The organism is Microbulbifer sp. YPW16, from assembly GCF_021290385.1.
GTDB lineage: Bacteria > Pseudomonadota > Gammaproteobacteria > Pseudomonadales > Cellvibrionaceae > Microbulbifer > Microbulbifer zhoushanensis.
Genome location: NZ_CP089928.1, coordinates 420,709 through 444,819, shown reverse-complemented (window position 1 = coordinate 444,819; position 24,111 = coordinate 420,709). Strand labels below are relative to the sequence as shown.

At 59.6% G+C, this 24,111-nt stretch carries 19 protein-coding genes and 3 tRNA genes; 14 read left to right on the top strand and 8 right to left on the bottom strand.

Going from position 1 to position 24,111, the window contains the following annotated elements; genetic code table 11:
• Nucleotides 1-7: 7 nt before the first annotated feature.
• The 7 genes from lpxK to pgsA all read left to right on the top strand — a co-directional run bounded on the left by lpxK (nt 8) and on the right by pgsA (nt 7,008).
• Complete coding sequence (lpxK, locus tag LVE68_RS01935) at nt 8-1,039, top strand: tetraacyldisaccharide 4'-kinase (protein WP_232942659.1); 1,032 nt, start codon at nt 8-10, stop codon at nt 1,037-1,039.
• On the top strand, nt 1,032-1,802 hold the full coding sequence (gene kdsB, locus LVE68_RS01930; RefSeq protein WP_232942657.1) for a 3-deoxy-manno-octulosonate cytidylyltransferase: 771 nt from the start codon (nt 1,032-1,034) through the stop codon (nt 1,800-1,802). The genes lpxK and kdsB overlap by 8 nt, the downstream gene beginning before the upstream one ends.
• 1 nt (nt 1,803) lies before the next feature.
• Nucleotides 1,804-2,820 carry a UDP-N-acetylmuramate dehydrogenase gene (gene murB, locus LVE68_RS01925; RefSeq protein WP_232942655.1) on the top strand — a complete coding sequence of 339 codons (1,017 nt, stop codon included), beginning with the start codon at nt 1,804-1,806 and terminating at the stop codon, nt 2,818-2,820.
• 27 nt (nt 2,821-2,847) lie between these two features.
• Nucleotides 2,848-3,483 (top strand): alpha-ketoglutarate-dependent dioxygenase AlkB family protein, encoded by a 636-nt coding sequence (locus tag LVE68_RS01920; protein WP_232942653.1) that lies wholly within the window; start codon nt 2,848-2,850, stop codon nt 3,481-3,483.
• 286 nt (nt 3,484-3,769) lie between these two features.
• A complete protein-coding gene (locus tag LVE68_RS01915; RefSeq protein WP_232942651.1) occupies nt 3,770-4,423 on the top strand; it encodes a response regulator in 654 nt (217 codons plus the stop codon).
• A gap of 57 nt (nt 4,424-4,480) precedes the next feature.
• Nucleotides 4,481-6,328 (top strand): excinuclease ABC subunit UvrC, encoded by a 1,848-nt coding sequence (gene uvrC / locus LVE68_RS01910; RefSeq protein ID WP_232942649.1) that lies wholly within the window; start codon nt 4,481-4,483, stop codon nt 6,326-6,328.
• A 98-nt stretch (nt 6,329-6,426) separates the two neighbouring features.
• Entirely contained in the window at nt 6,427-7,008 is a 582-nt protein-coding gene (gene pgsA, locus LVE68_RS01905; RefSeq protein ID WP_232942647.1) for a CDP-diacylglycerol--glycerol-3-phosphate 3-phosphatidyltransferase, read from the top strand.
• Between the two features lie 85 nt (nt 7,009-7,093).
• Here pgsA and LVE68_RS01900 read toward each other — a convergent pair whose 3' ends face one another.
• The 6 genes from LVE68_RS01900 to tesB form a co-directional block, all read right to left on the bottom strand.
• Complete coding sequence (locus tag LVE68_RS01900; RefSeq protein ID WP_232942645.1) at nt 7,094-8,425, bottom strand: S8 family peptidase; 1,332 nt, start codon at nt 8,423-8,425, stop codon at nt 7,094-7,096.
• A gap of 411 nt (nt 8,426-8,836) precedes the next feature.
• Nucleotides 8,837-8,923 (bottom strand) — tRNA-Leu (locus tag LVE68_RS01895).
• An 87-nt stretch (nt 8,924-9,010) separates the two neighbouring features.
• A tRNA-Cys gene (locus tag LVE68_RS01890) sits at nt 9,011-9,084 on the bottom strand.
• A gap of 514 nt (nt 9,085-9,598) precedes the next feature.
• Nucleotides 9,599-10,840, bottom strand: coding sequence for a hypothetical protein (locus LVE68_RS01885; protein ID WP_232942643.1), 1,242 nt, complete (start codon nt 10,838-10,840; stop codon nt 9,599-9,601).
• Nucleotides 10,841-10,992: 152 nt separating this feature from the next.
• Nucleotides 10,993-11,069, bottom strand: a tRNA-Pro gene (locus LVE68_RS01880).
• A gap of 70 nt (nt 11,070-11,139) precedes the next feature.
• Complete coding sequence (tesB, locus tag LVE68_RS01875) at nt 11,140-11,985, bottom strand: acyl-CoA thioesterase II (protein WP_232942641.1); 846 nt, start codon at nt 11,983-11,985, stop codon at nt 11,140-11,142.
• A gap of 352 nt (nt 11,986-12,337) precedes the next feature.
• Here tesB and LVE68_RS01870 point away from each other — a divergent pair, with 352 nt between their 5' ends.
• The 4 genes from LVE68_RS01870 to LVE68_RS01855 all read left to right on the top strand — a co-directional run bounded on the left by LVE68_RS01870 (nt 12,338) and on the right by LVE68_RS01855 (nt 18,567).
• Nucleotides 12,338-13,015: a TetR/AcrR family transcriptional regulator gene (locus LVE68_RS01870; RefSeq protein ID WP_232942639.1), complete on the top strand. Its 678-nt coding sequence runs from the start codon at nt 12,338-12,340 to the stop codon at nt 13,013-13,015.
• Entirely contained in the window at nt 13,008-13,574 is a 567-nt protein-coding gene (locus LVE68_RS01865) for a DUF1285 domain-containing protein (RefSeq protein WP_232942637.1), read from the top strand. Before LVE68_RS01870 ends, LVE68_RS01865 begins: the two co-directional genes overlap by 8 nt.
• 501 nt (nt 13,575-14,075) lie before the next feature.
• Nucleotides 14,076-15,725: a serine/threonine protein kinase gene (locus LVE68_RS01860; protein ID WP_232942635.1), complete on the top strand. Its 1,650-nt coding sequence runs from the start codon at nt 14,076-14,078 to the stop codon at nt 15,723-15,725.
• A 118-nt stretch (nt 15,726-15,843) separates the two neighbouring features.
• The gene (locus LVE68_RS01855) at nt 15,844-18,567 is read left to right on the top strand and encodes a TonB-dependent receptor domain-containing protein (protein ID WP_232942633.1); all 2,724 of its coding nucleotides are present in this window, start codon (nt 15,844-15,846) and stop codon (nt 18,565-18,567) included.
• A 99-nt stretch (nt 18,568-18,666) separates the two neighbouring features.
• Here LVE68_RS01855 and LVE68_RS01850 read toward each other — a convergent pair whose 3' ends face one another.
• Both LVE68_RS01850 and LVE68_RS01845 read right to left on the bottom strand, forming a co-directional pair.
• Nucleotides 18,667-19,296, bottom strand: a complete 630-nt coding sequence (locus LVE68_RS01850; protein WP_232942631.1) for a cysteine hydrolase family protein — start codon at nt 19,294-19,296, stop codon at nt 18,667-18,669.
• Between the two features lie 176 nt (nt 19,297-19,472).
• Nucleotides 19,473-21,095: an electron transfer flavoprotein-ubiquinone oxidoreductase gene (locus tag LVE68_RS01845; RefSeq protein WP_233006752.1), complete on the bottom strand. Its 1,623-nt coding sequence runs from the start codon at nt 21,093-21,095 to the stop codon at nt 19,473-19,475.
• A gap of 368 nt (nt 21,096-21,463) precedes the next feature.
• Between LVE68_RS01845 and LVE68_RS01840 the strand changes: the two genes are divergently transcribed.
• From LVE68_RS01840 to LVE68_RS01830, 3 genes are all read left to right on the top strand, one after another.
• Nucleotides 21,464-22,213, top strand: a complete 750-nt coding sequence (locus LVE68_RS01840; RefSeq protein WP_232942630.1) for an electron transfer flavoprotein subunit beta/FixA family protein — start codon at nt 21,464-21,466, stop codon at nt 22,211-22,213.
• Nucleotides 22,213-23,142 carry an electron transfer flavoprotein subunit alpha/FixB family protein gene (locus LVE68_RS01835; RefSeq protein ID WP_232942628.1) on the top strand — a complete coding sequence of 310 codons (930 nt, stop codon included), beginning with the start codon at nt 22,213-22,215 and terminating at the stop codon, nt 23,140-23,142. The genes LVE68_RS01840 and LVE68_RS01835 overlap by 1 nt, the downstream gene beginning before the upstream one ends.
• Before the next feature lie 237 nt (nt 23,143-23,379).
• Nucleotides 23,380-24,081 carry a type II secretion system protein N gene (locus LVE68_RS01830; protein WP_232942626.1) on the top strand — a complete coding sequence of 234 codons (702 nt, stop codon included), beginning with the start codon at nt 23,380-23,382 and terminating at the stop codon, nt 24,079-24,081.
• The last annotated feature ends 30 nt before the right edge of the window (nt 24,082-24,111 follow it).

Below are 24,111 nucleotides of genomic sequence, written 5' to 3'. Positions count from 1 at the left end.
CGGGCGGATGTCGATGGAAGACTGGTTCAACAAGCACTGGTATCCGGACCGGGAGCGGCTCTCCCCGACGGCACTCCTTACCCCGTTGTCAGCCATCTACCGGGCGGTCACGGGCTTCCGCCGGCGCGCTTTTCGCGAAAGCCCCCCGGAACCGCTGCCGGTACCGGTAATCGTGGTAGGCAATATCACCGTCGGTGGTGCCGGCAAGACGCCGCTGGTGGCGGAGCTGGCGCGCTGGCTGGGGGAGCGCGGCTTCAATCCCGGTATCGTCAGCCGCGGCTATGGCGGCCGGGCGAAAGAGTACCCGTACCAGGTCACCGCGCAGTCCCATCCGCTCGAATCCGGCGATGAGCCGCTGATGCTGCACCTGATTACCGGCCTGCCGGTTATGGTCTCGCCGGATCGCAATGAGGCGGCCCGGGCACTGGTGGATTATCACCAGTGCGATGTCATTCTCTCCGATGACGGCCTCCAGCACTATGGCCTGTGGCGCAGCCTGGAGATCTGTGTGATCGACGGCCAGCGCGGGCTGGGGAACCGCCACCTGTTGCCGCGGGGCCCGTTGCGCGAGCCACCGGAGCGCCTCGAAAGCGTCGATATTGTGGTGGTGAATGGCGAGCCCGAGGAGCGGGTAGAAGAGTACTGCGGGGACCAGATTGATTTTGCCATGAACCTGCGGCCGGCCAGCTGGCACCAGTTCAACCTGGACCAGACATCCACGCTCAAGCTGGCCTCGGGTCCGGAAGTGGGGCCATGCCATGCGGTGGCGGCCATCGGCAACCCGCAGCGTTTCTTCCGCGAGCTGCGCCAGATGGGATACCAGGTAATGGAGCAGGCATTTGCCGACCACCACCAGTTCAGTCCCCAGGAGCTGCATTTCGATGGTGAAACGCCGGTGATCATGACCATGAAAGACGCGGTAAAGTGCCGCGATTTCTGGCAGGGCCACTGGTGGGCACTGGAAGTGCGCGCCATCCTGCCGGACCTTTTCTACCAGAGAATCCACCAACACCTGCAAGACTTTTCCAGCGATGAGTGAGCCCGTTCCTTTCGATGTTGTAATTCCCGCGCGCTACGGTTCCAGCCGGCTGCCGGGCAAGCCACTGGCGGACATCGCCGGCAAGTCGATGGTGCAGCGCGTCTACGAACGGGCGGCGGAAAGTGCCGCCGAACGGGTGTTTGTCGCCACCGATGATATGCGCGTGGCTGAAGCCGTGCGGGCTTTCGGTGGCGAGGTCTGCATGACTTCTGCTGACCATGTGTCGGGTACGGATCGCCTTCACGAGGTGGCCCGCAGCCTGGCGCTGCCCGGGGAGCGCATCCTGGTGAATGTGCAGGGTGATGAACCCCTGATCCCCCCGGCAGTGATTGACCAGGTGGCAGCCAACCTGGCTGGCAACCCCGCAGCCGGCGTGGCCACACTGGCGGAGCCCATCCGGGATGTGGATGACTTCCTGAACCCCAATATCGTCAAGGTTGTGACGGCGGAATCCGGCCTGGCCCGGTATTTCTCCCGTGCGCCGATTCCCTGGCCGCGGGATGCCTTTGCCGTGCAGCGGGGTGCGCTGCCTGAAGGCTTTGTCCCGCGCCGCCATATCGGTATCTATGGCTACCGGGTGGCCCTGCTGGAAAAGTTTGTCAGCTGGGAGGTGGCACCGCTGGAGCGACTTGAATCCCTGGAGCAGCTCCGTTTCCTCTATCACGATGAGAGCATCCACGTGGCTGATGCCTGTGAAGACGTTCCCGGTGGTGTGGATACGGAGCAGGACCTGCAGCGCATGCGTACCCTGCTGGCGGAGTAACATGATCCAGGCCGATGTAGACCTGCAGCCCTATAACACCCTGGCTATTGCTGCCCGGGCAGCACACTTCGCGCAGGTGGAGAACCTTGACCAGCTGCGTGAGGCTCTGGAGTTCGCGCGCCGGAAAAGACTCCCGATCCTGCCGCTTGGTGGCGGCAGCAATATCGTGTTGACGGGCAATTTCCCCGGGCTGGTGATTCACCTGGACAATCCGGGCCTGGAAGTCCGCGAGCAGGGCGAGCGCACCCTGGTGACGGCAGGGGCCGGGGAAAACTGGCACCAGCTGGTAATGGCAACTGTGGACCGTGGTTTGGGCGGGCTGGAAAACCTGGCCCTTATTCCCGGCCGGATTGGTGCCGCGCCGATCCAGAATATTGGCGCATACGGCGTAGAGTTGCGGGATAGCTTCAGCAGCCTCGAGGCGCTGCATATCGCCACTGGCGAAATACACAGTTTTTCCGTCTCAGACTGCGAGTTCGGTTACCGTGACAGTGTCTTCAAGGGCAGGGCACGAGACCAGTACATCATTACCAGCGTAAGCCTGGAGCTCCACGGTGAGTGGCATCCGCGGGTTGATTACCCGGCCCTGCAACAGTATTTCCGTGAGCAACAGATTGATAGCAGCGGCCTGACGCCGCGCGCTGTAGCGGAGGCCGTTATCGCTGTACGCAACAGCAAGCTGCCCGACCCGGCACAGATCCCCAATGCCGGCAGCTTTTTCAAGAATCCCATTATCGACGGCGACCTCTACCGCGAACTTAAAAAGGCGCATCCCGACCTGGTCGCCTACGAGGTGGGTGAACGCTGGAAGTTGGCGGCAGGGTGGCTGATTGATCGTGCCGGCTGGCGGGGTAAGAGGCAGGGTGCAGTGGGCGTGCACGAGCGACAGGCACTGGTGCTGGTGAACCCGGGCCACGGCGCAGGGGCCGAAGTGACCGGGTTGGCACAGGAGATCGCCGCCGATATTCACGCAAAGTACGGTGTGGAGCTCGAGCCTGAACCCCGGTTCTATCCCTGACCGGTAGCGACTGCGGAGGCCTGGCAGATGCTGGACGAAGATGCCTTCCGGGCAACGGCCGGTAAGCTGGCCGCCAGCTGGGCGGACGCGGAGTGGGTCCACCTGGAGCCCGGCAGCGGCCTGCTGATCCCGCACTGGCTGGGTCCCGCTGAGGAGTCCGCCCTGATGCATGCCTGCCTCGGCCAGTTGCAGTGGGACCAACCCGAGATACGCATGTTCGGCCGCAGTCACCCGATCCCCCGGCGCCACGCGTTCGTCGCCGACCCGGGTATCACTTACCGCTGGTCGGGCCTGGAGCAGGTGGCGCAGGCCTGGATCGGGCCACTGGTGCGGGTTCGCACCCGGCTGGAGTCCTGCGGTTTCCATTTCAATTCGGTGCTGGCCAACCATTATCGTGGCGGATCCGACAGCATGGGCTGGCACGCTGATGACGAACGCGAGCTGGGACCGCACCCGGTAATCGCCACCCTCAGCCTGGGGGCGCCCCGGCGGCTGGCATTCAAGCGGCGTGATGGAGGCGGGCGCACCAGCCTGGAGCTGGGGCAGGGGACGTTGTTGTTGACCTCCGGCGCGGTCCAGGGGCACTGGTTGCACCAGGTGGCCAAGTCCCGCAGGGCCCTGGCGCAGCGCGTCAGCCTGACCTTCCGTACCTTTCCCGGCTAAGCCTGCCGTCGTCTTTCGGGGGCGCCGACACGAAGAACGGCTCTGTGGGACGACCTTTCATGTCATTTGGTTATATTGGGACAGATTGGTTAGCAGCGGACATGACTGTCGCTCCCACTGCGTGATGTAGGTATCTTTGCACCCGGTGATTTGTCTGGTATTTTGACTGCAGGCTCTGTGGATTCGCCCGGCGGTGATGTCGGCCGGGTATAAAAATCTGTAAAAAAGAATGCAAGCCCGGACAAGGGAAGGTTCGGAACCTGCATAATCCGTAGTTGGGGCTAAATTGATCAAAGTCTTAGTGGTTGACGATCACGATCTGGTGCGCATGGGAATCTCGCGCATGCTCGGTGACGTCTCTGATATTGAAGTCGTCGGCCAGGCCAGCAGTGGCGAGGACGCACTCGCTTTTGTTCGCCAGCAGCCGGTGGATGTCATCCTGATGGATGTCAAGATGCCGGGCATGGGAGGGATGGAGGCCACCCGTAAACTGCTGCTGCGCTGCCCGGAATCCCGTGTTGTGGCAGTCAGTGCCCTGGATGACGAAATGTTCCCGGATCGGCTGATGCAGGCCGGTGCGCTGGGTTATGTCACCAAGGGCGCCGACCTGGAAGAGATGGTCAAGGCCATTCGGACAGTCCACTCCGGCAACGTCTACCTCAGCAGCTCGGTTGCCATGAAAATGGCACTGCGGAAGGTGAATGGCAATTCCAGCAAGTCCTCTCCGTTTGACGACCTTTCCGAGCGCGAGCTGCAGACTGCCACCATGATCGTGAATGGCAGCAAGGTGGCTGATATCGCGGCGACACTTGCTGTCAGCCCGAAGACAGTGAACAGCTATCGCTACCGTATTTTCGATAAGCTCGGTATCCACAGTGACGTCGAGTTGACACTGCTGGCGGTCAAGTACCAGGTCCTGGATCCCGAAGCAGTGCTCTGAATTCCCCGGGGGAATTGGCTCACTTTGTATTCCGCTCAGCAGTAATTGGCGAAATCCATGACAGATAGTGACGCTTCGAGCACTGTTCATCCCTTCGACAGCAAGCGTTTCCTGCAATCCGTTACCCGTAAGCCTGGCGTCTACCAGATGTTCGACGCGGAGGGGCGTATCCTGTACGTCGGCAAGGCCAAGAACCTCCGCAGCCGGCTGTCCAGCTATTTCCGTGCTTCGGGCCTGACGGCCAAGACCATGGCCCTGGTCCAGCGCATCAACAGCATAGAAATTACTGTCACCCGCAGCGAGACTGAGGCCCTGGTGCTGGAACAGAGCCTGATCAAGTCGCAGCATCCGCCCTACAATGTGATGCTGAAGGATGACAAGGGTTATCCCTATATCTTTCTCTCCAGTGCCGATACCTTCCCCAGGATTGCTTTCCATCGCGGCGCCAAACGGAAAAAGGGGCAGTATTTCGGTCCCTACCCGAATGCCTCATCGGTACGGGACAGCCTCAACTTCCTGCAGAAGACCTTTCGTATCCGCTCCTGCGAGGACAGTGTTTTCCGCAACCGTTCGCGGCCCTGCCTGCAGTACCAGATCGCGCGCTGCACAGCCCCTTGCGTGAACTTTATCAGCGAGGAGGACTATCGAGCTGACGTGCGCCACGCGGAGATGTTCCTGGCGGGCAAGAGCGACACCATCCTGCGCGAGCTGGCCGACCAGATGGATACGGCCTCGCGCGAGCTCGAGTTTGAACGGGCTGCCCGGTTGCGCGACCAGATTGCAGACCTGCGCCGCCTCCAGGCCGACCAGGTGGCCGAGCGCTCCACTGGCAACGCCGATGTCATGGGTGTGGCCACTGAGGGTGGTGCCTGCTGTGTGCATGTGTTGTTTATCCGCCAGGGGCGTATCCTCGGCAGCCGCAGCTTCTTCCCGGCCGAACGGCTCGGTCTCGATAGCAGTGAATTGTTGTCGGCCTTTATTCCCCAGTTTTACCTCGGCAGCCAGCGGGAGGTGCCGCGCGAGATTCTCACCTCCGAGGACATGGAGGACCGGGAAGCGCTGCAGGAGGCTCTGGGCCAGCAGGCTGGTCGCGAGGTTACCATCTCCCATAAATTACGCGGCAACCGCGCTACCTGGGTCACCATGGCGCAACAGGCTGCGGCGCAGAACCTCGGCAGCCGTACCGCGGCCCAGCAGAAGCTGCAAAGCCGGTTTGAGGCGTTGCAGGAGGTGCTGGAACTGGAGCAGCTACCGGAGCGCCTGGAGTGCTTTGATATCAGTCATTCCAGTGGCGAAGCCACTGTGGCCTCGTGTGTTGTATTCGACACCGGCGGGGCGGTGAAGTCTGACTATCGCCGCTTCAATATCGACGACATCCAGGCCGGTGATGATTATGCGGCCATGGCCCAGGCACTCAAGCGGCGCTACACACGACTGTCGAGCGGGGAGGGCAAGTTCCCGAATATCCTCCTGATCGACGGCGGCAAGGGCCAGGTGCGACAGGCCGTGGATACACTGAATGCCCTGGGTGTCGTCGGCGTGCAGATTGTCGGCGTGGCCAAGGGCACCACCCGCAAGGCGGGCTTTGAAACCTTATACGTGGTTGCGGGCGGTCGCGAGCTGGTGCTTGCGGCCGATTCGCCAGCGCTGCACCTGATCCAGCAGGTACGGGATGAGGCGCATCGCTTTGCCATTACCGGGCACCGGCAGAGGCGCGACAAGAAGCGCCGCGAGTCCCCCCTTGAGGGCATTGCCGGCGTCGGCCCGGCCCGGCGGCGTGCCCTGCTGCGTCACTTTGGCGGCCTGCAGGAAATCCGGCGCGCAACCGTACAGGAAATCGCCGCGGTTGAAGGGGTGAGCCGTAAGCTGGCAGAGGATATATACTCGGCGTTGCACAGCCATTGAGGTTCCGTTTGTTGTCGGCACGTGACTGCGGGGCGCTTAAAGTTTCTTTTTCAGTGGCGACTTGGTAACGTACCCGCACCGTAAGTACAGGGAAAAGCATGACACTCGCCAATCAACTGACGCTCTTTCGAGTCGCACTGATACCAGTCCTGGTACTGGTATTCTTTCTGCCGTACAAGTGGAGCTACCTGGCCTCCGCCGTTATTTTTTCCCTCGCCGCCATCACTGACTGGCTGGATGGCTATATCGCCCGCAAGATGAACCAGAGCACGCCATTTGGGGCCTTCCTGGACCCGGTGGCGGACAAGCTCATGGTGGCGACCGCGCTGGTCCTCCTGGTGGGCCTGCACCAGAATGCCTGGTTTACTATTGCGGCAGCCGTGATTATCGGTCGCGAGATCGCGGTGTCGGCACTGCGAGAGTGGATGGCGGGGCTGGGCCTGCGCAGCAGCGTTGCGGTCTCCTTTATTGGTAAGGTAAAAACCACGGCACAGATGGCTGCAATCATCGTATTGCTGGCATTTGACGTGCGGGAATACCCGGTGATGGAGACGATCGGCTACATCCTCCTGTACACCGCCGCTGCGCTTACGCTCTGGTCGATGTTCATCTACCTGCGCGCCGCCTGGCCGGCATTGATGGATAGTGGTGAGAGCAAGGATGAAAGTGCTGGCGAATAGCCGCAGGATGTAATGAAAAAATCCAGCACGAAAAAGGCCCGTACCGTTGGTACGGGCCTTTTTTGTTGCAACTGCCGGTGATGGTTTAGTGCGGTGCCTGCAGCATCCCGCCACCGAAATCGTCATCATTGCCAGGCTTGCCCAGGTCCAGCGCCTGCTGGGCCATGTCTGCCACTACCTGGGCCGGATGCATAGAGCCACCATTCGCTTCGATCATCAGGGCGGCAACGCCGGCGGCATGCGGAGAGGCCATGCTGGTGCCCACGGACCAGTACCAGCCTCCGTTGCCGGTGCTGAATACGAAATCAAACACTCCGCAGGAGCGCACTAAACCGGCAACCGCACAGGCCGGCTCCGGGTTGGTAAAGTAGTACTCGTAGTCGCCACCCGGTGCGGCAAAGTCGATCAGCGACTGGCCGTAGTTTGAGTAGACTGCCAGCTGGTTAAGGTTTTCCTCGCCGGCTGCCCATCCCTTGGGGCCGGTGGCGGAGATGGAGATTGCGTGGGGCGAATCGGCGGGCAGGGTAACCACGTTGGTATCCTTGTCGCCGTCGCGCGCATCGTTGCCGGCCGAAGTGATGATGGTTACCCCGGCGTGATGGGCGTAATTCGTGGCCCTGGACATCATTACCTTCAGCGCCGCAGCACCCTCATCACTGGCTGGGAAGGACGCCCCGAGGCTCATATTGATCACGTCCGCATCGACGTCTGCAGCATGCACGATGGCCGCGGCCACATCGGCAAACGAACCGGTGCCTGCATCGCCCAGGGCTTTCAGCAGGATCAGCGTGGCTTCGGGGGCGACACCGATTGTACCGAAGGCATTGTCGGCCGCGGCGACGGTACCCGCCACATGGGTGCCGTGACTGAAGGCGTCATCAAAGCTGTAGCCGATGCCCTCGCCGGTGAAATCGGCACTAGCGTTGTAGTCGATATTCGGTGCGAGGTCCGGGTGGTCCATATCAAAGCCGCCATCGATCACGGCGACGCGCACACCCCGGCCGGTAAAGCCTGCATTCCAGGCCTCGGGTGCATTGACTGCGTCGTGTCCCCACTGCAGGTCAAAAAAGAAATCATCATCGCCGCTGCTGGGCGGGTTGCCGGCGTAGTCCAGGGTAGGGCCATCGAAAGTTACCGGCTCATAGAACTGGAAGGTGTTGTCGGCACTCAGGTGCTTTACCCCGGAAATTGTGCGGGCAATTTCGCCAAAATTGCTGCCGGCCTCGACCTTGAGCACACCGATTTGCGGCATGTGGCGGGTTACGGTGCCGCCTGCTGCGGCTATCTCGTCGAGTGTCTGCTGTTTTACGTCGTTGCCATGGGCGACCACTACCCACGATTCTGAGAGGGCCGCCGGCGAGGCGATTATGCCCATCGCCAGCGTCGAGGCGAGCGCGATAAATTGCTTGCGTAACATAGGGTTCCTTCCTTCAATGCTTATTCGAACTTTATTTTGGTGGCGGCTTCCCTACCGCGAACTCCTGAGAAGTCGCTTAAAACAGCGCAGTGGCGCTTGTACCTATCTAAACGGTCGCTCGGGTGCGAGTAAATATTATTTGACCAAATAACAATAAAGTTTGATCAGGAAGTGGAGATGGTAGGATGCGCATTCGTTAATGGCGCGCATTGAGTCTGGATTCGAAACCCCAATCTTTGAAGATGGTACCAGGTAAGTTGCCCGCGCAGCGTCATCAGCCTGGTGCCGATTGGGGCGTGGAAGTTAACGGGCTAAACCTGGGCTTTTGTTTCTTGTGGGCTGGCTTGAATACAGGGCCTGGATCGGGTCGGGGAATAGTGGCGTTGGTCGCGCAGGAGTGGACGCAGGGATTGGTGCCCGGGGCCGGACTTGAACCGGCACGGCCGTAAGGCCGGGAGATTTTAAGTCTCCTGTGTCTACCGATTCCACCACCCGGGCAGGGTTGCGAGAGCAGGTGGTATTGCGGTTATCCGCAGAGGGGCTCTCGCGAATCACCCGCCGCGATTCGGGCAGGTGAGGGGAATATGGAGGCTAGGGTCGGAATCGAACCGGCGTACACGGAGTTGCAGTCCGCTGCATAACCACTCTGCCACCTAGCCATATTGTGTGCTCTTGAATCAAGAGCGTCCGCGTCAGCGGGCTTGAAAACGCGCTGGATTCTACCGGATGGAGCCGAAAAATCCCAGCATTTTCTTATACTTACGTCTCCGCACGGGTGCGAAGAAGGCGCTATTCTAGGGATTGGGCGCGATTAGTCAAGCGTTCTTGCGTGAGAGGGGGGCCGCTCATCCGCTATCCGCATCCCGGCACCTGGCGTGTGGGTTGCTGGCGTGTTTTAAGCGCATTCTCTATGGACGCGCTCCAAACTATTACCAATTGTTCTAAGATTTTCTACTGGCCGTACTGGCAATCCCGGCGACTTCGCCAATACTTGCTTTAACTGGCTAGCACATTCCCCCCCAAGGTGCTCAGTAATGCCGGTAGGACGCGCCCCATACGGCAGCTGTCCGCTGTGTAGCAAGGATGAAATCCTCCAAGTTTCACTCCTAATGGTCTTGGCCCTGACGCTCTCCCCCCCCCCGTCGTCAGGGCTTTTTTTTGCCTGTCATTTGCTCACTGTTCCGCGTCGCGGAGGTTGTCCTTGTCCAGGGCCTTGACCGGTCGACCGGCGGCTTCCTCGGCCAGCTTGCGGAACCGGGCCAGGGTTACCTTGCCCCGGTCTTCAGCCAGTGCCCGGGCCACGTCGTCAATGCTTGCTTTCCCATCGGTGGCCGCGCGGATTTCACGGTCCAGCTGGCGCATGATACCGACCGCCCGTGCGGTGACAGGCCCGGACGAGCGCTTGACCAGCAATGTCGGGGCTTCCTTGCCCCATTCCTCCAGTTCATCAACTGCTCCCTGGTAGCGGCGCTCACTGATGCCCCCGGTGCGCCGCAGGATCTCCAGGGAGTAGAACTCGGCCAGGCCCTCCACGATCCAGTCACTCTGGTGGTCGCCGCGGATTCCGGTGGCCACATGCACCAGTTCGTGGATCATGCTGCTGGTGCGGTTCCCGCTGATCAATGGGCGGTCGGAGTGCATAAAGAGTGAGCGGGTGCCCGACAGGCCACCCCGCCACATGGGATCGTCAGCGCTGACGATCAGCAGGTGTTGCGGGAATTCCGGGAATACCTTCTTGAGCTCAGGCAGGTTCCAGTTGAGGAAAGCCAGGGTGTCCTGGCGACGCACATTCTGGCCCAGCGGGGCGGCGACAGTGGTGTCCACGCCATCAATGATGTCCTGCCGGCTGCCAATCCGGCCCACGATCATCCAGCCCTTGGGTCGCTTGAAGCGCCGGCCAGGATCTTTGATACGGTAGTGGTCGTCCGCAATTTCCTTGTAGGGCAGGGCGGACGACCAGTCCTCGGGCAGTACCAGTTTCAGCTCGGCCCGGGACCGCAGGCCACTCTCCATAGTGGCGGAAATCGGCGGGATCAGCTTGTCACTGCGCAGGATTGACCATTTGTCAGTAATGCGGGAATCAAAACTGCCGGATCCCTTCTGTTCGTTGATTGTGAACTGGTAGCGCAGGCTGGCAGATTTACCCTTGGGGTGCCACACCGCCTCGTCACCATTGACCTCCAGGTCACCGTCGCTTTCCAGTTCCTGGTGGCGCTCAGGGTTGAGATGCAGTTCCAGTTTGCGGGGTAACTTTTCACCCTCTAGCCGGATTTCGACCAGGGCGCGGCCCGATTCGGGCTGGATTTCTGCCTGGTACAGCAGCTTGAAGGTTTCGCTGCTTGCGGCTGGCGTAGATATGGCAAATACCGTACAGACGAGAAGCGGACCCAGCAGGGAGTGCAGTTTTCTAAACATCTTTCCTGTCGCTGTGAGGTTGTCAGTGGGATTGGACAGCGCAAGAGGGTAACGGTGCCATCTGGATTGAGGCAACCGAAGTGATGATTCGAGAGGGGAATGGGTTTCACACGGCATAAAAAAAGCCCGCTATAAAGCGGGCTTTTCGTAATTGGTCGGTGAGAGAGGATTCGAACCTCCGACCCCTTCCTCCCGAAGGAAGTGCGCTACCAGGCTGCGCTACTCACCGATTTGTGTGTCGCCTCATCAACGAAGCGAGCGGCATTATAACAGCCGTTTTCCACTTGTAAACCATTGATTTACTTTTTAATTTGCCGGATCAGCCCCTCCTGGGCGGTGGACGCCACCAGTACACCGTCGCGGGTGAACAGCTGGCCCCGGCAGAAGCCCCGGGCACCGCTGGCGGAAGGGCTGTCAGTGACGTAGAGCAGCCAGTCATCCGCCCTGAAGTCCCGGTGGAACCACATGGCGTGGTCCAGGCTCGCGGGCATCAGGTGCGGGTCGAACAGGGAGATGGGGTGGGGTTGCAGGCTGGTCCCCAGCAGCGCCAGGTCAGAGGCGTAGGAGAGGGCACAGCGGTGCTCCAGCGGGTCATCCGACATCTCTCCCTCGGCCCGCAACCAGAACATGCAGCGGGCCTCGCGCTGCTTGCGGTCGAAATAACTCTCTGGGTCCACCGGGCGGAAGTCGATCATATAGCGCCGCTGGTCGTGGGCCTCGCTGACCAGCCCGGCCTCCTCAGCCAGCTGCTGGGTGTTCTTCAGCGACTCCGGGTCGGGGACATCGTCGGTAGGTATGTCCACCTGGTGGTCAAAGCCCGGCTCCTGGATCTGGAAGGACGCCGACATGTTAAAAATGGCACGTCCGTGCTGTTTGGCCACCACTCGCCGGGTGGTAAAGCTGCCGCCATCCCGGATCGGGTCCACGTCGTAGATCACGGGCAGGTCGCTGCTGCCGGGACGCAGGAAGTAGGCGTGCAGGGAGTGGGGCAGGCGGTTCTCAACAGTACGGGTGGCCGCTGTCAGGGCCTGTCCCAGCACCTGGCCGCCGAACAACACCTTGCGGTAGTTTTCCACGTGCTGTCGGCTGCGGAACAGATTCCGGTCCAGCTCCTCTACGTCCAGCAGCTTGCTCAGTTTTTCCATTGTGTGCCTTACTTTCTGAGTGATCCATCGCCCCGGTCTGAGTATTGGCCAGTAACCGAGGGCATTCCAGCGGCGCATGATAACAACCCGGGAGGGTACGACCATTACCAATCTGCTCAGTATGGATGTTCCTTTAGCGGGCCATGATGGACCTGTTGGCGCCATATGCGACTGGGTTGGGCCCAGCCCATGCCGGCGCAAGGGCTTCCGGGGGCGGCGGGGCGCGTGATCGAGCGGCGCTTTCCACACAAAGTCCCCCGCAACGCTTTTCCAATGTCCACTAATTGCCTATCATTCATGAATGGATAGTCAATTTCAGTCTCAAAACCGTATGGCACCTAAGGTCGGAAGTATGGATAAGGCAAAGGAGAAGGTTCAGCGCTTCCGCGCGAGGGAGCAGCGGATCCTTGATGCAGCGCTCGAACTGTTACTCGAGCATGGCGAGGAGAAGGTTACTGTCGAGCAGATCGCCGAGCGGGTCGATATCGGCAAGGGCACCATCTATAAGCATTTCATCTCCAAGACAGAGATATACATGCGCCTGCTGATGGACTACGAAAAGGCCCTGACCGAGCGCCTCAAGTCCGCCGTAGCGACGGCAGAGCAGGGAGACATTACCGCCCCGGCCCGCGCCTACTTCGAATCGCGGATGGCCGACCCGGCAAAGGACCGCCTGTTCCAGCGCCTCGAAGAGAAAATCATTGCGCTGAACCTGGCCCCGGAAATGATCGCCGAACTCCATGCCATCCGTAACTCCAATGCGTCGGCACTGAACCGCGTATTCGAGCGCCGGATGGAGCAGGGCGTGCTCAAGAAGGTGCCAGCCTACTTCTACTATTCCACATATTGGGCCCTGGTACAGGGCGCCGTCGAACTCTACCACTCCCGGTCCTTTGCCGATGTGATCGAGGACCGTGAGGGACTGATGGAGTTCATTATGGATGTGGGTGTCCATATTGGTGACGTGTCCGGCCGCCGGCCTGAAGGTGGCTCCCCGTCAGAAGGTAGCGCGAGTTCCTCTTTTGGCTGAACCCCTGTTCCAGCAACTGCAGCGCTTACAGGAAGAGTTCAGCGGGCATCCACCAGTCTCCGATTGGAACCCGGACCTCTGCGGCGATATGGACATGCTCATTCGTCGCGACGGAAACTGGGTACACGAGGGCACTGTCATCCGCCGCAAGCCGCTGGTGAACCTCTTTGCCAGTATCCTGAAGCGCGAGGGCGATGAGTACTTCCTGGTAACCCCGGTGGAGAAATGGCGTATCCGGGTTGAGGATGTGCCATTCCTCGCTACCCAGGTCGCACGCGGAAAGGAGGGTGACTCGCAGCACGGCGAGGACAAGCTGCTCTTCACCACCAATACCGGCGACGTGGTGCCCCTGGATGCGGAACACCAGTGGGAGCTGCGTCCGTTTGGCCGTCCGCCGCAACCCATTCCCTATATAGAAGTGCGCAACGGGTTATTCGCCCGGATTTCCCGTGACGTCTATTACGAACTCGTCGGCTGGGCCGCGACGCCCGCAGAGGGACCACAGGATACCCTTGTCATCAAGAGTGCTGGAGGCGAATGGCCGCTGGGGCAATACTGAGTAGCAGCGCCCCGGCTGCCGGAAGCCGGTTCCCTTGCGCAATTATATTCCTATTGTCTGCCCGATAGAGATCCCTGTCTTCCTCCGCCCGACCAGTACGGGACATTAAAAGTGGCTTCACTTTTTTTGTCTTACCGGCCAGGTAACGCTGGTAATTCCAACCGCAATTTTTCCCCGTTGCCCTCTGGCTGTATCTCCCCCGAATAGAATTTGTCCTCCATTTGATCGATTACTATTCGATTGAAACATGGGCGCAACATAAGTGTAATCTTTGTTTCTATTCATGCCAGATGTTGCAAGTTTTTTTGGAAAACAACCGAAAAGTAACATTTTCGCAACAATGCATTCCTACACTCCCCCTCGTCCGAATCGCCAAGGCGAACAAAAAATTTAAGGTTTCCGGGTTGCTGAAAAAACGCTTTTGGATTCAGGACGCACAGCTGAAGAAAAAAGTCAGAATTTTGGCTGCCCAAATTTGCAACACTTCCGTTAGGGGGAAACATGAAACACGTGAACAAGAAGCTGCTGCTTTCCGCGGCCATTGCCGCCCTGCTAGCCGGCTGCGACAGCGGTGGTATCAGCATCGAGCCGGAGACTGTCGACAATTCAGTCGACAATTCTGTAAGCGGTGGCACTCCCACCGACGCAAATAACCCTTGCGCTTCTTACGAGGAGAGCGGGCAGGTAATGCAGGGCTCCTTCGACGGTGCAAATTGCACCTACTCGGCGAGCTTTGTTGACTCCGGTAACGCCCTGACCCAGGACTTGTTTATCCCTGCGCTGGACAACGGTGGTGTTCACATCTTTGAAGGCAGCCTGTTTGTCGGCAACAACTACGACGACGATGCGACCATGGCGGCGGCCGGCATTGCTGAAGGGGGCGACGGCGCCAAGCTGACCATCGAGGCCGGCTCCACCATCGCTTTCCCGGACAGCACCAAGTTCATGGTCGTTAACCGTGGCTCCCAGCTGTTCGCGGTGGGTACTGCAGATGCCCCGATCACTTTCACTTCCACCTCTGATGCCGTTGACAACGCCGTTGCCTTCGATGCGGTACAGCAGTGGGGCGGCATGGTGATCAATGGTTTCGGTATCACCAACAAGTGTAGCTACGACGCCAGCCTGAACACTTCCGAGTGTCACGTACTGGCCGAAGGCGCTGCCGGCAAGGACCAGTCCAACTACGGTGGTGACAACAACAGTGACAGCTCCGGCCAGCTGGAATACGTGCGAGTCAAGCACACCGGTGCGGAAGTGGCCAACGGTGACGAGCTGAACGGTATTACCTTCAGTGCCGTGGGCGGCGAGACCATTGTCAAGAACCTGCAGGTTTACTCCACCTACGACGACGGCATCGAGATGTTCGGCGGCGCGGTCAGCTTCGAAAACTACCTGGCCATGTACGTGCGCGATGACTCGATCGATATTGACGAGGGCTGGAACGGCTCCATCACCAACGCGCTGGTAATTCAGGCGGAAACCGATGGCAACCATTGCATCGAGTCTGACGGTATCGGCAGCTACGATGACAAAGACGCCGCTACTATTGATGCGATGATTTCTGCCGGTATCAACAGCCGTCCGGTCATCGACGGGCTTACCTGCATTATCTCCGCCAATGGTGCTGATACCGCTACCCACGATCCGGGTGCCGGCTGGCGCTTCCGTGAAGCCATCTTCCCGAAGATCACCAACTCCATGGTGTTGGCTTCCTTCAATGCGGACACTACCGGTGTTGATGGCAGCAACTACTGCCTGCGTGTTGAAGACCCGGAGACCCTGGTTGAAGCGGAAATGGGTACCCAACTGCAGATCGAGTCCAATATCTTCGCCTGTGAAGATCGCACCAAGGGTGGCCCGGTTGGCTCACAGACCCTGGAAGAGTGGGCCGTTGCCAACAACAACGTCTTCGCCGATATCACCGGCGCCGTTGACCCGACCGCAATGAACGCTACCCAGCTGCAGCTTCTCGAGGGCACCCCCTCTGTGTTCTCCATCGCTACCGGGAACATGATGGTCAACGATGCACCCATCAGCATCAGCCCAATCTCCCGCGCCTACTTCGGTGCGCTGAGCCAGGGTGACCTGGACTGGACCCAGGGCTGGACCTACGGCCTGCACGACGGCGAGCCGCTGTGGTTTGCAAACTAAGCAGGGCACTTGATCGGGGGCCTGGTCCCTGATCACCCGGGGCGCCACTTTCGCAAAGGGAGTCGGCGCCCTGTTTGCTTCTACCGCAGGATCAACAGGAAATATAAGAGGCCTGGAAATGGTTAAGATCGAAAAGTTTCAAAGAGCGCCGCTGGTACTGGCTATCGCCACGGCCTCGACCCTGACGCCCAATGCCTGGGCCCAGGTGGAGATGGATGATGTTCCCGCTCCACAAGCACAGCAAATCGAAGAAGTGATGGTCCAGGGCCGCCTGCGTGATTCGGCGGAGATGCTGGTCAGTGAGCGCCTGGAGGAAGAGGTCGTCACTGACGTGCTGGGCTCGGAGATGATCGGGCGCGTGGGTGATTCCACGGTTGCCGCAGCTCTCCGCCGCGTTTCCGGCCTTTCACTGGTAAGCGACAAGTTTGTCTATGTACGCGGCCTGGGTGAGCGCTATTCCAGCACCACCATGAATGGCGCTACGGTCCCTTCACCGGACCTGACCCGTAATGTAATCCCCCTGGATATTTTCCCCACCTCGGTGGTTGATTCCCTCGCCGTGCAGAAATCCTATTCTGCCGACAAGGCTGCGACCTTTGGGGGCGGTAACGTTGATATCCGCACCAGGGGCATCCCGGAGTCGCTGACGTATTCTCTTGAGCTCGGCACCGGCACGAACTCGGAGACCGACGGGGATGTGCTGAGCTATCGTGGCGGTGACGATGATGATTTCGGCACTGACGATGGAACGCGGGAACTTGCCGGTGAAATAGACTGGTACCTGGAGCGTTTCCAGGGGCGCCTGGGTGTAGCCGATATCCGGGATACCCTGCAAAAAGAAGGCGTTGAATACGATTCCCCGCAGGATGCCTTCTCTGCGGCGCAGAAGCTGAATCGTGAGATGGCGCTGTACCTCAACCGCGATGTCGCCATTGAGGAGGAATCAAGTGCGCCGGATACTGATATCAAGGGCAGTGTCGGCAATCGCTTCTATATCGGTGATGACCTGGAAGTGGGCTTCCTGGCCGGGGGTTCCTACAAGAACAAGTGGCGTGAAGAGGAGCGTGTCAAGCGCAGCTTCGGCTCGCCCGACCAGCAATTCGATACCCAGAACAAGTCCACATATTCTGTCGACCTGAGCGGTAACCTGAACCTGGGTGTCCGTTATGGGGATGATCACGAAATCTCCAGCACCAGCCTGTACCTGCGCAATACCGATGACGAAACTGCCATCCGCGACTACTTCAACGAGAATCGCCAGCTCGCTGACGGCCGGGGCTTCCGTGAGTACAGCATCAAGTACGAAGAGCGCGACCTGTTTGTTAACCAGGTCAAGGGCAGCCATGTGGTTGGTGCCCAGACCAGGGAAATGATGCCCGGTGGCATGCTCAACTGGGTGCCGGAAGACCTGGCGTTCGACTGGTTCTATTCCGAAGCCACCGCTGCCACTGATATTCCCAATGAGGTGTCAGTGAATGCAGATACCACTACTGACGAATCCGGTGCAGTTGTCAGCTCGGCCGTCAGCATTGGCACCAATACTTCAGGTTTCCGTTTTACGGATCTGGAAGACACGGTCAAGGATTATGGCTGGATTGCAACCCTGCCGCTGCAGTTCTCTTCTTCCACACTGGAGCTGAGCGGTGGCTTTGCCCGCACAGAGAAGGGGCGTACCTACAAGGAGACCGAGTTCCGCCTGGGTGCCCTGGATGTCGACAGTGTTGATTCCCTGAACGGTTCATTGGACCAGGTGCTCAGCGACCAGAACATCACCGACTCGAACAACAACTTTGTGTTCGATCGCGCCGGTGCAAACAACCAGAGCTATATCGCCGCAACCCTGACCGATGCCGCGTTCGGTAAGTTCGACTGGACACTGAATGAAACCTGGCGTGTCTCCGCCGGCGCCCGCTGGGAGGACTACAACCAGGTGGCGCTGGACTGGAACCCCTACGGCTACACCATCGATGATCCGCAGGTCACCATGGATCGCCAGGAGCTGGAAGATGCAACGTTCAGCGAAGATGCGGTCTATCCATCTCTGGCACTGACGTATATTGGTAATCTCTGGGCCGAAACCTTCCAGCTGCGCTTTGGTGCCAGCAAGACCGCGGTGCGTCCCGACCTGCGTGAGATCACCGATGCCATCTATATCGACCCGATCACCGATGAGCAGATCAAGGGTAATCCCAGTGCGCGCCCGTCCGAGATCACCAATTATGACCTGCGCGCAGAGTGGTTCTTGGACAACGGCGACAACCTGACTCTCTCTGCCTACTACAAGGACATCCTCGACCCGATCGAATTCTTCGAGCTGGGCTCCAGTGATACCAACGTCGCGCGGGAGATTATCAATGCCGAGTCCGGTGAGATCACCGGTGTCGAGATTGAGGGCCTGAAGACCATGGGCTTCCTGGGCGAAACCATGGACAGTTTCTTTGTCCAGGGCAATATCACCCTGCAGGAGTCAGAGCTGGTTGCCGGCACTGAGGCGGACGCACCGACCAACGCCGTGCGTGAAATGACCGGTGCTTCCGATTACGTGGTCAATATGCTGGTTGGTTTTGATTCGCCCGACGGTTACCACGCGGCTACCCTGGGTTACAACGTATTCGGTGAGCGCCTGTACCTGGCCGGCCGTAACGGCTCGCCGGATGCATTCGAGCAGCCGTTCCACTCGCTGGACCTGACTTATTCCTGGTATCCCACCCAGGAGTTAACCATCAAGGCCAAGATGCAGAACCTGCTGGATGAGTCTGTAGAGATCGAGCGGGAGGGCGTCATCGTTTACGAAGAACAGCCGGGATCCTCATTTGCCCTGAGCGCGCAGTACAAGTTCTGAGAACAAACAGGGACTTGCCAGGCAGACCAGGCAAGCTTAAACCGGGCGCTGGTTCCAGCGCCCGGTTTTTTATTGTCCGGATGTCGTCGAAGTGCTGTATCAGCGTACCGAGCGTATATGCTGGCGCAGGTCTTCTACCAGCGTTTCGGTTTCGATGACATCGCAATAAACCCCTTGTAGTCGGTCCACAGTGTCTTTCTCCACCTGTTCACTGCCCGTGGCCGTGGCGTCTGTGACCAGGACTGGACGGTAATGGAAGTCGGCCAGGGCGCGGACGGTGGATTCAACACCCTGATGGGTAAACACACCGCAGCAATATGGCTGGGAAATATCCAGCTCGGTGAGCAGGGGGTGGATATTGCTGTTACCGAAAGGGCCGGAGCCGGTCTTGTTGATAATCAGCTCGTTCTCCCGGGGCCGCACTGAATCGAGAAATTCCGATTCCCGTGAGCCGGGCAGGCACAAGAGTTCGCGCCGCTTGTGCCAGTAAGTCCGGTCGCGCCCGTCAGTGGTTTTGCAGCGGGTGCGCAGGTGGATCACCTCCAGGCCCTTGTCGCGGAAGATCGCCTGTAACTCCTGGATGTTCGGCAGGGCCAGCTTCTCCAGCCGGTCAAAATAGTATTCCTGGCCCGGCTGGTCGAAGGGTGCCTCGCTGTCGGCGCTGAATATCCCATGACCGCGAGCGGCCACAAGGTACTGGAGGTCAATGCAGAGTAGGGCGGCTTTCATCCGGATAACCTGTCTTCGCGGTGTCGCAGGGCGACGTTCTTCTATGGCGGTATGCTTCAGTGTAGACAGGAGTGAAGGCCTGGCGGGGCCCGCCACCGGGACCAGGGGTGATCCCCGTGGCCGGCTGGCTTGATATTGGGGGCAAAAAAAAAGGCGCCCGAAGGCGCCTGGAAACTTTACATGTTGGGGTAGTTGGGACCACCGCCGCCCTCAGGGGCGATCCAGACAATATTCTGGGTCGGGTCCTTGATGTCACAGGTCTTGCAGTGCACGCAGTTCTGCGCATTGATCTGGAAGCGCTTGCCATCGGCATCTTCAACCACTTCGTATACGCCCGCCGGGCAGTACCGCTGCGCCGGCTCGTCGTAGATGGGAAGGTTGTGGTTCAGCGGGATCTCGTCATCCTTCAGTGTCAGGTGACAGGGCTGGTCTTCCTCATGGTTGGTGTTGGAGATGAATACCGAGGAGAGCTTGTCAAAGCTCAGCACGCCGTCGGGCTTCGGGTAGTCAATCTTCTTGCAGTCCGCGGCCGGCTTGAGCTGGGCGTGATCCGCCTTGGTGTCACGCAGGGTCCACGGCAGCTTGCCCTGGAAGATGTTGATATCCAGGAAGGCGTAGGCGGACCCGAGAATGTTGCCGAACTTGTGCTGGGCGGGGCCGAAGTTGCGCTGCTTGTGCAGTTCCTTCCAGGCCCAGCTGTTGCGGTACTTGTCGCTGTATCCGGTCAGTTCGTCACTGGCCCGGTCTGCGGCCAGGGCTTCTGCCACGGCCTCGGCAGCGATCATGCCGGACTTCATGGCGGTATGGTTGCCCTTGATTTTGGCAAAGTTCAGGGTGCCGGCGTTGTCGCCGATCATCAGGCCGCCCGGGAAGGTCATTTTGGGCTGGGACTGCAGGCCGCCCTTGGTGATGGCGCGGGCGCCATAGGCCACGCGCTGGCCGCCCTCCAGGTACTGCTTGATTACCGGGTGGTGCTTGTAGCGCTGGAACTCGTCAAACGGGCTGACGTGGGGGTTGCTGTAGGCCAGGTCGGTAATCAGGCCCACCACGACCTGGTTATCTTCCAGGTGATACAGGAAGCCGCCGCCGTGGGAACCGCTCTCGTCGAGGGGCCAGCCGGCGGTGTGGACTACCAGGCCTTCCTGGTGTTTGTCGTCGGCAACCTTCCAGATTTCCTTGATGCCGATACCGTAGTGCTGAGGGTCCTTGCCTTCATCCAGCTTGAACTTGCTGATCAGCTGCTTGCCCAGGTGTCCGCGACAGCCCTCGGCAAAAAGGGTGTACTTGGCATGCAGTTCCATGCCCGGCATGTAGGCGTCTTTGTGTTCGCCCTTGGCGCCGACACCCATATCCCCGGTGGCGATACCCTTGACGGAGCCGTCCTCGTTGTAGAGGACTTCGGCTGCGGCGAAGCCCGGGAAGATCTCCACGCCCAGGTTTTCCGCCTGCTCCGCCAGCCAGCGGCACAGGTTGCCCAGGCTGATGATATAGTTGCCTTCATTGTGCATGGTGCTGGGCACAAAGAGGTTGGGCACCTTGGTGGCCTTTTCTGCACCGCCCATTACATAGATGTCATCACCCTTGACCGGGGTATTCAGCGGCGCGCCGCGTTCTTTCCAGTCGGGGAAGAGCTCGTTCAGGGCGGTGGGCTCGAATACAGCGCCGGAGAGGATATGGGCACCCACCTCGGAGCCTTTCTCGACCACGCACACCGAGATGTCTTCGTTGAGCTGACGAATACGGCAGGCCGCCGCCAATCCCGCCGGACCGGCGCCCACGATAACTACGTCGTATTCCATTGATTCGCGTTCCACGGCGCTCTCCTCCGCTGGTTGCACTCGAGTATTCAGGGACCACAGGGGTCACGGTTCTTATATTGGTCGGCGAGTATAACGGTGTTTGAACAGCCCTACCAATTGCAGGAGTATTCAATTCCCGTGGCAAATGCGCCGAAATTCAACGGCTTGCGCCGGTTTATCGGCGACACGGATGCCCGGTCATCAGTCATATGAATAGTCTGGACAGCTATTATCAGCCTATTGATTTTGCGCATTAGAAGGCTCAACATACACCGCGTTCAAACAACTGTTTGACCGAAGAATCATATTTGTTCGCGATATGACCTGTCAGTCGCGGCTCCAAAATAGATTAGCGAGACGGGATTTCCATGAAAGTTCTTGTAGCTGTGAAACGCGTTGTGGACTACAACGTCAAGGTTCGCCCGAAGGCGGACGGTTCCGACGTCGATACCGCAAACGTGAAAATGTCGATCAACCCCTTCTGTGAAATAGCCGTCGAAGAGGCGGTTCGCCTCAAGGAAAAGGGTGTAGTCAGCGAGATCGTTGTTGTTTCCATGGGCTCAAAGCAGTGCCAGGAACAGATTCGTACCGCCCTGGCCCTGGGTGCCGACCGCGGTATCCTGGTCGAGACCGATGAAGAACTGCAGCCCCTGGGCGTGGCCAAGTGCCTGAAAGCCATCGTTGAGAAGGAAGAGCCGCAAATGGTCATCATGGGCAAGCAGTCCATCGATGGCGACAACAACCAGACCGGCCAGATGCTGGGCGCACTGACCGGCATGGCCCAGGGTACCTTCGCTTCCGAGGTGGTCGTGGAAGACGGTTCTGCCAAGGTGACCCGCGAGATCGACGGTGGCCTGCAGACCATTGAGCTGAAGCTGCCGGCCATTGTCACCACCGACCTGCGCCTGAACGAGCCGCGCTACGCCTCCCTGCCGAACATCATGAAGGCCAAGAAGAAGCCGCTGGATACCACCACCCCGGCTGAGCTGGGTGTCGATATTGCCCCGCGCTTCAAGACCCTGAAGGTCGAGCCGCCGGCTGAGCGCCAGGCGGGCGTGAAGGTCGCTGACGTAGCGGAACTGGTGGAAAAACTGAAGAACGAGGCGAAGGTAATCTGATGAGCATCCTGGTTATTGCGGAACACGACAACGCCGAACTGAAGGGCGCGACACTGAACACCATCGCTGCTGCCAAGGCGATTGGTGATGATATTCACGTACTGGTTGCCGGTGCCGACTGCGGCGCGGCTGCCGAGGCGGCTGCCAAGGTGGAAGGTGTCAGCAAGGTCCTGGTTGCCGATAACGCAGCCTACGGCCACCAGCTGGCAGAAAACGTGGCCAAGCTGGTTGCTGACCTGGGTAAGGACTACGGTCACGTGCTGGCCCCGGCCACTACCACCGGCAAGAACATGCTGCCACGCGCTGCGGCGCTGCTGGATGTGCAGCCCATTTCCGACATCATCGCAGTCGAGAGCGCCGATACCTTCAAGCGCCCGATCTATGCCGGTAACGTCATTGCCACCGTGCAGAGCTCCGATGCCATCAAGGTGGTTTCTGTGCGCACTACCGCGTTTGACGCCGTGTCCGCTGAGGGCGGCTCTGCGACGGTGGAAGCCGTTGATATTGCCGATGATGCCGGCGTGTCCAGCTTTGTCGGTGAGGAGCTCGCCGAGTCCGATCGCCCGGACCTGACGGCTGCCAAGGTGGTCATCTCCGGTGGCCGCGGCATGCAGAATGGCGACAACTTCGAGATGCTCTACAAGGTTGCCGACAAGCTCGGAGCCGCTGTGGGTGCGTCGCGCGCAGCCGTGGATGCGGGCTTCGTGCCCAACGACATGCAGGTGGGCCAGACCGGCAAGATCGTAGCCCCGGACCTGTATATCGCCGTTGGTATCTCCGGTGCCATCCAGCACCTGGCAGGTATGAAGGATTCCAAGGTGATCGTCGCTATCAACAAGGACGAGGAAGCGCCGATCTTCTCGGTGGCAGATTACGGCCTGGTGGCAGACCTGTTTGACGCCGTGCCGGAGCTCGAAACAAAGTTGTAATCCTGGGTTAATATACTACCCGGCATTCGGAAGGCGGCCCCCGGGCCGCCTTCTTTGCGCCAGCCAGGCAATGCCGGGCGGTATCAGGACTTTTTCTCGTCTGGATACCTGTGGGTGCCCTCTAAGTGGTACCCGACGCCAAATACGGAACATTGCCTTTCCGGGTGTGACCAAAGACAATAGGCGTCAATAACAGTTTAGGTAAGTCGATCTCGTTATTGACTCACAGGGTGTTCCATGACCGCAGTATCTCGTGCGTTCAGTGCTTTTCGCGATCGTTTCGCGCGCACTGAAGGCCGCAAGTCACTTCCGCGCAGCACCGTGGCCGCAGCCGCCGTGGCCGGTGGGTGGTTGCTGCTGAATGCGACCGCCTATGGCTCACTGCTCATCCCTTCTTCCCCGGAGGGCTCTCTCCTTGCTTCCCGTGAGGCCGGTCCGGTAGCCAATGCGCGCTCCGCACGCCTGCCTGCAACTGCATTTTTCGGCACGGCGGCGGCCGAAGAGCGTGGGGAAGAACCGGAACTGGATCTGGCCAATATACCCATCACCCAGCTGAACCTGGTGCTGTCAGGCGTACTGGACAGCAGCCAGAAGCAGCGCGCCAGTGCACTGGTGGCCGAGCGGGGCAAGCCGGCCGAACGGGTTTACGTCGGTGAAGCTTTGCCCGGTGGCGCAAAGTTGCACTCGGTGGCTGTTGACCATATTGTGCTGGAACGCGGGGGGCAGATGGAAAAGCTGACCTATCCCGATGCGGATGGGCGGCCCAGTGTTCCCCAACGCAACTATTCGGCCAGCAGTGCCAGCGCTGCGGCCAGGGCGGCGCTCCGCTCGAGCAGTAGCAACACCAATAACGAGCGGTCACGGGCCTCGGTGCGCGATCGGCTGGAGGAGCTGCGGCGCCTGGCAAAGGAGCGCCGGGCAGAGCGCCAGACCCAGTAGTACTGAATAAAACAACAAGATTTTTGCATC

Coding starts and splice junctions, on each gene's coding strand:
- LVE68_RS01835 (WP_232942628.1), top strand. CDS start 22,213: ATGAGCATCCTGGTTATTGCGGAACACGACAACGCCGAACTGAAGGGC.
- LVE68_RS01830 (WP_232942626.1), top strand. CDS start 23,380: ATGACCGCAGTATCTCGTGCGTTCAGTGCTTTTCGCGATCGTTTCGCG.
- LVE68_RS01920 (WP_232942653.1), top strand. CDS start 2,848: ATGCTGGACGAAGATGCCTTCCGGGCAACGGCCGGTAAGCTGGCCGCC.
- LVE68_RS01860 (WP_232942635.1), top strand. CDS start 14,076: ATGAAACACGTGAACAAGAAGCTGCTGCTTTCCGCGGCCATTGCCGCC.
- kdsB (WP_232942657.1), top strand. CDS start 1,032: ATGAGTGAGCCCGTTCCTTTCGATGTTGTAATTCCCGCGCGCTACGGT.
- LVE68_RS01870 (WP_232942639.1), top strand. CDS start 12,338: ATGGATAAGGCAAAGGAGAAGGTTCAGCGCTTCCGCGCGAGGGAGCAG.
- LVE68_RS01840 (WP_232942630.1), top strand. CDS start 21,464: ATGAAAGTTCTTGTAGCTGTGAAACGCGTTGTGGACTACAACGTCAAG.
- tesB (WP_232942641.1), bottom strand. CDS start 11,985: ATGGAAAAACTGAGCAAGCTGCTGGACGTAGAGGAGCTGGACCGGAAT.
- pgsA (WP_232942647.1), top strand. CDS start 6,427: ATGACACTCGCCAATCAACTGACGCTCTTTCGAGTCGCACTGATACCA.
- lpxK (WP_232942659.1), top strand. CDS start 8: ATGTCGATGGAAGACTGGTTCAACAAGCACTGGTATCCGGACCGGGAG.
- murB (WP_232942655.1), top strand. CDS start 1,804: ATGATCCAGGCCGATGTAGACCTGCAGCCCTATAACACCCTGGCTATT.
- LVE68_RS01855 (WP_232942633.1), top strand. CDS start 15,844: ATGGTTAAGATCGAAAAGTTTCAAAGAGCGCCGCTGGTACTGGCTATC.
- LVE68_RS01850 (WP_232942631.1), bottom strand. CDS start 19,296: ATGAAAGCCGCCCTACTCTGCATTGACCTCCAGTACCTTGTGGCCGCT.
- uvrC (WP_232942649.1), top strand. CDS start 4,481: ATGACAGATAGTGACGCTTCGAGCACTGTTCATCCCTTCGACAGCAAG.
- LVE68_RS01845 (WP_233006752.1), bottom strand. CDS start 21,095: ATGGAATACGACGTAGTTATCGTGGGCGCCGGTCCGGCGGGATTGGCG.
- LVE68_RS01885 (WP_232942643.1), bottom strand. CDS start 10,840: ATGTTTAGAAAACTGCACTCCCTGCTGGGTCCGCTTCTCGTCTGTACG.
- LVE68_RS01900 (WP_232942645.1), bottom strand. CDS start 8,425: ATGTTACGCAAGCAATTTATCGCGCTCGCCTCGACGCTGGCGATGGGC.